Annotated in this window: 3 protein-coding genes and 1 pseudogene; all 4 read right to left on the bottom strand. The window is 66.3% G+C overall.

Annotation, left to right across the window (positions count from 1 at the left end):
* Window positions 1-203 (bottom strand): annotated as a pseudogene (locus tag QZ271_RS14350) (N-acetyl-gamma-glutamyl-phosphate reductase); the annotation flags it as partial.
* A 103-nt stretch (window positions 204-306) separates the two neighbouring features.
* Entirely contained in the window at window positions 307-480 is a 174-nt protein-coding gene (locus QZ271_RS14345) for a hypothetical protein (RefSeq protein ID WP_291432623.1), read from the bottom strand.
* A 39-nt stretch (window positions 481-519) separates the two neighbouring features.
* On the bottom strand, window positions 520-828 hold the full coding sequence (locus tag QZ271_RS14340) for an NUDIX domain-containing protein (RefSeq protein ID WP_291432622.1): 309 nt from the start codon (window positions 826-828) through the stop codon (window positions 520-522).
* The coding region (locus QZ271_RS14335) for a GNAT family protein (RefSeq protein ID WP_291432621.1) at window positions 825-1,042 on the bottom strand (218 nt) is incomplete at its 5' end. The genes QZ271_RS14335 and QZ271_RS14340, both read right to left, overlap by 4 nt.

Genomic DNA, 1,042 nt, shown 5'->3' with positions numbered 1-1,042 from the left:
ACTGCCTCGCGCGCCGCGTCGTCGTGCAGGCACAGGACCGACACGTCCGCCGCGTTCAGCAGCTCTGCCCGCGCCCCACTGTCCTTGCGCCGCGCCGGATCGATGGTCAGCAGCTCGATATCCGCGCGGCCCTGAAGCCGCTGCCGGATCTGAAGGCCCGTCGTTCCGGCCTCACCATCAATAAATACCCTAGGGACTGTCATGACTGATTCTCCATCAGAGACTGCGTGACCTGCGCTTGCAGGCGTTCGAGTGTCATAGCCAGGGACGTTCCGGGCTTCAGGTGCGTCTGGCAGAGGCGGCACGTCATGCACGGCCCACCCCGTAACACAGCTGCACGAGCCGCTTCAGGTCCCCCTTGGCCGGGTCGCCCTGTTCGATGCGCCGGATGAGTTCGGCGGGCGTGAGCCATTCGGCGCTGCTGAAATCGTCGGGGTTGAAGGTGGGCGGGTCGTCGCGGCGCAGTTCGTAGACATGCATGAAAGCACTCAGGCCGTCGCGTGGGCCAAAGCTGGCGATCTACTGCCAGGAGAGGTCGTCCATGTTCAGGTTCAGTTCCTCCTGCGTCTCGCGCCGGAAGGCCTGTTCGTACGTCTCGCCGCGTTCCACGTGCCCGCCGACGCTCATGTCCAGGCAGCCGGGGAACAGACGTTTGTGCGCGGTGCGGCGCGGAATCCACAGCTGGCCCGCCCGGTTGACCAGAAACGCGTTGATGACGCGGAAGGTCAGGCCGCGCGTGTAGGCGTCCTCGCGGGTGACCGCGCCGATGACCTCGTCGTGGTCATTGACGAGGTCGAGCCATTCCTGCTCTGCCTCCGCTGCCGTCATGCCGTCCATTCTGAGGCCAGGACGGCGTACGCGGCGTCATCCGTCCATTCGCCCCGGTGCAGGTAACTCTGGAGGCTGGTGCCCTCATGCCGGAAGCCCAGGTGGGCCAGCAGCGCCACGACTGCCACGTTGCGCGGGTCGATGCTGGCGTGAACGCGATGCACGCCAAGGACGGTGAAGGCGTGTGTGATGAGGGCGTGCAGGGCCTCGCGGG

Origin of the sequence: Deinococcus sp. (assembly GCF_018260555.1) — a bacterium.
Classification (GTDB): Bacteria; Deinococcota; Deinococci; order Deinococcales; family Deinococcaceae; genus Deinococcus.
Note: the sequence above shows the minus strand (reverse complement) of the source record. Positions and strands in the feature narration are given on the sequence as shown.